5 protein-coding genes are annotated in these 4,232 nt (G+C 51.7%); 3 read left to right on the top strand and 2 right to left on the bottom strand.

The window, feature by feature from the left end:
* Positions 1-136, bottom strand: a 136-nt coding sequence (locus ACTHUE_RS11865; protein ID WP_440423536.1) for a PH domain-containing protein, incomplete at its 3' end; no start/stop codon positions are given.
* 119 nt (positions 137-255) lie between these two features.
* Between ACTHUE_RS11865 and rnhA the strand changes: the two genes are divergently transcribed.
* The 3 genes from rnhA to ACTHUE_RS11850 all read left to right on the top strand — a co-directional run bounded on the left by rnhA (position 256) and on the right by ACTHUE_RS11850 (position 2,679).
* Positions 256-693 (top strand): ribonuclease HI, encoded by a 438-nt coding sequence (rnhA, locus tag ACTHUE_RS11860; RefSeq protein WP_036473212.1) that lies wholly within the window; start codon positions 256-258, stop codon positions 691-693.
* A gap of 320 nt (positions 694-1,013) precedes the next feature.
* On the top strand, positions 1,014-1,412 hold the full coding sequence (locus tag ACTHUE_RS11855) for an HIT domain-containing protein (RefSeq protein WP_315094757.1): 399 nt from the start codon (positions 1,014-1,016) through the stop codon (positions 1,410-1,412).
* Positions 1,413-1,485: 73 nt separating this feature from the next.
* Positions 1,486-2,679 (top strand): LD-carboxypeptidase, encoded by a 1,194-nt coding sequence (locus ACTHUE_RS11850; RefSeq protein WP_440402956.1) that lies wholly within the window; start codon positions 1,486-1,488, stop codon positions 2,677-2,679.
* A 62-nt stretch (positions 2,680-2,741) separates the two neighbouring features.
* Here the strand turns inward: ACTHUE_RS11850 and serC are convergent, their stop codons facing one another.
* Positions 2,742-3,848 (bottom strand): phosphoserine transaminase, encoded by a 1,107-nt coding sequence (serC, locus tag ACTHUE_RS11845; RefSeq protein ID WP_219089518.1) that lies wholly within the window; start codon positions 3,846-3,848, stop codon positions 2,742-2,744.
* Positions 3,849-4,232 lie beyond the last annotated feature (384 nt).

Here is a 4,232-nt window from a genome sequence, read left to right as displayed (position 1 = left end):
ACACAATCAAATCGCGCACCAGGCTGAATGCCATTTTTACCTGTTCGCCATCAATCAGGATATTCGCCAAATCGCGTTCCACCGCATCGGCGTCTTTTTGCGAAGCATTGCCCAAAAGGCCGCTGAATAATCCCATATCTGCCTGCTTTCTATACGAGTGATAAGTGCAGGGTATTTTACACGCGCAAACCGTATTTGCCGATATTTCAGACGGCCTTATGTTATGATACCGCCTTATTCGACAAAGACATGCCCATGGATAAACCCGTTTACCTCTACACAGACGGCGCATGCAAAGGCAACCCCGGCGCAGGCGGCTGGGGTGTATTTATGCGCTACGGCACACATGAAAAAGAATTGTTCGGCGGCGAAGCCGAAACCACCAACAACCGCATGGAGCTGACCGCCGTCATCGAAGGGCTGAAGTCCCTAAAACGCCGCTGCCAAGTCGTCATCTGCACCGACTCGCAATACGTCAAAAACGGCATGGAAAGCTGGATACACGGCTGGAAAAAAAACGGCTGGAAAACCGCCGCCAAGAAACCGGTCAAAAACGATGATTTATGGAAAGAACTGGATAGTCTGGTTCAACAGCACGATGTCCGCTGGACGTGGGTGAAAGGCCATGCCGGACACCCTGAAAACGAAAAAGCCGACGAACTTGCCAATCAGGGGGCGGCAAAATTTGCATAAACTTCGTCCATAACTGCACTCAAACATCTCAAACCATTCTTTTGGATTGCCATCATTGCATTGATTTGTGTGATGCCCATAGCGCTTATGTTCGCCTATTCGCCCTTTCATGATGTCGATGATTTTTTTCGCTTTGGCTTGTGCGATCACGTTAAGAGTGCCAAAGAATGTGCCGACTTAATCACGCCCGCCTATTTATTTTGGTGGTTTATACCTGAACCGTGGCTTTTCGCATTCATATCTCTGACTGCCATTTACCTCGTTCTAAAAATCCTGATGGCAATCATCCGATTCCTATTCAGACTGAGAAAGAAAAACCCATGACCTGCCCCATCTGCACTGCCGACAACGAAGACATTTTGCTGCAAACGCCAAACCTGCGCGTGATCGCCGTCCACAACGAAGCCGGCGCACCGGCATTCTGCCGCGTTATTTGGAATGACCATGTTTCCGAGATGACCGACCTTTCCCCTGCCGAACGCAACGAAATCATGGAAATGGTGTATCAGGTTGAAGCCGCAATGCGCCAAGTCTTCCGCCCGGCCAAAATCAATCTGGCCAGCCTCGGCAATGTTGTGCCCCATCTGCATTGGCACGTCATCGCCCGCTTTGAAAACGACGCCAACTTCCCTGCACCGATTTGGGCCGCACCCGTACACGAACACGGCATGACCCTGCCCGAAAATTGGCCGCAACAAATCAAAAACTTAATCGCTTAAACTTTCAGACGACCTGTAAGGTCCGACACGCCCAGTTCAGGCCGTCTGAACATATAACAAAAGGAAAACCTCAATGACCTCCACCACGCGCCGCCATTTCCTGCGTACCTGCTCTGCCGCGGCAGGCGCAGGGTTGTTGCAAGCCTGCGGCACAGGCACGACCACCACGCCGCAAACCAAAACCACTTCTACCACCGCGAAAGCCAAAACCGTGCAACCTAAGCAACCCCATCCGCCACGTTCCGGCGACAACCTCCTGCGCGTTGTTGCGCCGTCAGGCTTCGCCGAAGACCCCAACCGCGTGACCACCGGCCTGACACGCCTCTACAACGCGGGCTTTACCGTGACTAACCAACAGGCAGGCAGCCGCCGTTACCAACGCTTTGCCGGCAGCGACGCCCAACGTGCCGCCGACTTCCAAGACGTTGCCAACGGCCGGGTTGAAACACCTAAAGTCTTGATGGGTCTGCGCGGCGGCTACGGCGCGGCACGCATCCTACCGCAAATCGACTTTGCCTCACTCGGCGCCAGAATGCGCGAACGCGGCACATTGTTCTTTGGTTTCAGCGACGTGTGCGCCGTCCAACTCGCCCTGTTGGCCAAAGGCAATATGATGAGCTTTGCCGGCCCGATGGTGTACAGCGAATTCGGCAAAGCAGACCCCAGCGTCTTTACCATGGATTCCTTCATCCGCGGCACGACCAACAACGTCAACATCGTTGATGTTCCAACCATCCAACGCGCTGATGTCAACGTCGAAGGTACATTATGGGGCGGCAACCTAAGCGTACTCGCTTCCCTCGCCGGTACGCCCTACATGCCCGATATTCAAGGCGGCATCCTCTTTATCGAAGACGTCAGCGAGCAACCCTACCGCATCGAGCGCATGCTCAATACGCTTTATCTGTCAGGTGTTTTGCAAAAACAACGCGCCATCATCTTCGGCGATTTCCGCATGGGCACCATCCGTGACGCGTACGATTCCAGCTACGACTTCTCCGCCGTTGTCAACCACATTTCGCGCACCGCCAAGATTCCTGTGTTGACCGGCTTCCCATTCGGCCACATCACCAACAAAACCACTTTCCCGTTGGGCGCGCATGCCAAAGTCCGCAGTACCGGCAACGGCGGTTATTCCGTCACCTTCAGCGGCTACCCGACGCTGAACCCGTCCGCGCTGACACTCGACAACCTGCTGCCACCTCCCGTACCGACTTACGACAGCACCATCTACCGCGACAGCATTACTGAAGAAGTGACCGAATAAGGCTTGTTCAAATCAAAAGGCCGTCTGAAACCCAGTTTCAGACGGCCTTTTTATCTTAAGTCTTAACCGTAACGTCGTTGGAAATCTTTCATAAATTCGGCCAACGCGTTCACACCTTCAAGCGGCATCGCATTGTAAATGCTGGCGCGCATGCCGCCGACGGTTTTATAGCCCTTGAGCAGGCACAAGCCCTGCAACTCGGCTTCCAACACAAAGCGGCGGTCCAAATCCTCGCTTGTGGTTTTGAAGACCACGTTCATTTTGGAACGCGCATCAGGATGAATATCGTTGATGTAAAAACCGCTGCTGCCGTCTATCGCCTCATACAAGGTTTGCGCCTTCATTCGATTGACCGCTTCAATTTTTTTCACACCGCCCTGCGTTTGCAGCCAGCGGAACACCAAGCCCGACATATAAATCGCATAAGTGGACGGCGTGTTGTACATACCGTCGCGGTTGATATGAGAACGGTAGTTGAACACATCGGGGATATCGTTCGGACAACGCTCCAGCAAATCCTCGCGGATAATGACCACGGTCGCACCGGCAGGGCCGATATTTTTTTGCGCGCCGGCATAAATCAAGCCGTAATCTGATACATCAAACTCACGCGACAAAATCTCGCTGGACATATCGCACACCAGCGGCGGCAGGCCGTCTGAAAGTTTGGGGACGTTTTGATACTGCAAGCCGTTTACGGTTTCATTAATCGCAAAATGAACAAACGCGGAATTCGGGTTGACATCCCAATCCTCAACCGCAGGCAGGTTTTTATAGGCATATTGCTCGCCACCATGCGCGGCCAAACGGATTTCGGCATTGCTCAAACGGCTCATCTGTTCATAGGCAATACGGCTCCAGTTGCCCGTTACCACCGTGTCGGCAGTCGCAAAACCGTGCGCCAAATTCATGGCCGCCATATTGAATTGCGTGGTCGCACCGCCCTGTAAAAACAGGATTTTATAGTTAGACGGAATATTCAAAAGCTGGCGCAAGTCTTGTTCGGCATGATGCAGAATGCTCAAAAACATATCCGAACGGTGGCTCATCGCCATCACGGGAAAACCCGTACCGTTGTAGTCGAGCATTTCCTGTTGCGCGGTACGCAATACGGCTTCCGGCAATACGGCAGGACCTGCGGAAAAATTATAAATCGGGTGTGCGGACATAGCGGCCATCTTTCTTATTCGGAGGGTATGAAGAAATTGTAGAACCGCCTTGCACATTGTGCAAGCACGAAAAATCAGGAAATCCAAGGCCGTCTGAAAACAAAGCAATACCAATTCTTTGTTTTCTAAAAAAATTTCAGAAAAGCCAAATTAAAACTTGTCAACAATTCCCTTTTCAGACGGCCTCATCCCAATCTCTTCCATTTAAGCAATCACTTCAAAAAATCCACGCCAAATCAACGCTTTTCTTTTATCTGGAAAACAGTTATAATAGGCCAATTTTTCAAATCACACGAAAAATGGCCGCGCGGCCATTTTTTTGTTTATGTACTTCTGGAGAAGCATGGATATTCAAAGCATTCTTGATAAAACCCTGCCCGGCTT

Source organism: Neisseria sp. P0021.S005, assembly GCF_051956955.1.
This window is presented reverse-complemented; position numbering and strand designations above follow the sequence as displayed.

Bases quoted from the DNA above. Each gene is read 5' to 3' on its own strand.
- rnhA (WP_036473212.1), top strand. From the start codon at position 256: ATGGATAAACCCGTTTACCTCTACACAGACGGCGCATGCAAAGGCAAC.
- ACTHUE_RS11855 (WP_315094757.1), top strand. From the start codon at position 1,014: ATGACCTGCCCCATCTGCACTGCCGACAACGAAGACATTTTGCTGCAA.
- ACTHUE_RS11850 (WP_440402956.1), top strand. From the start codon at position 1,486: ATGACCTCCACCACGCGCCGCCATTTCCTGCGTACCTGCTCTGCCGCG.
- serC (WP_219089518.1), bottom strand. From the start codon at position 3,848: ATGTCCGCACACCCGATTTATAATTTTTCCGCAGGTCCTGCCGTATTG.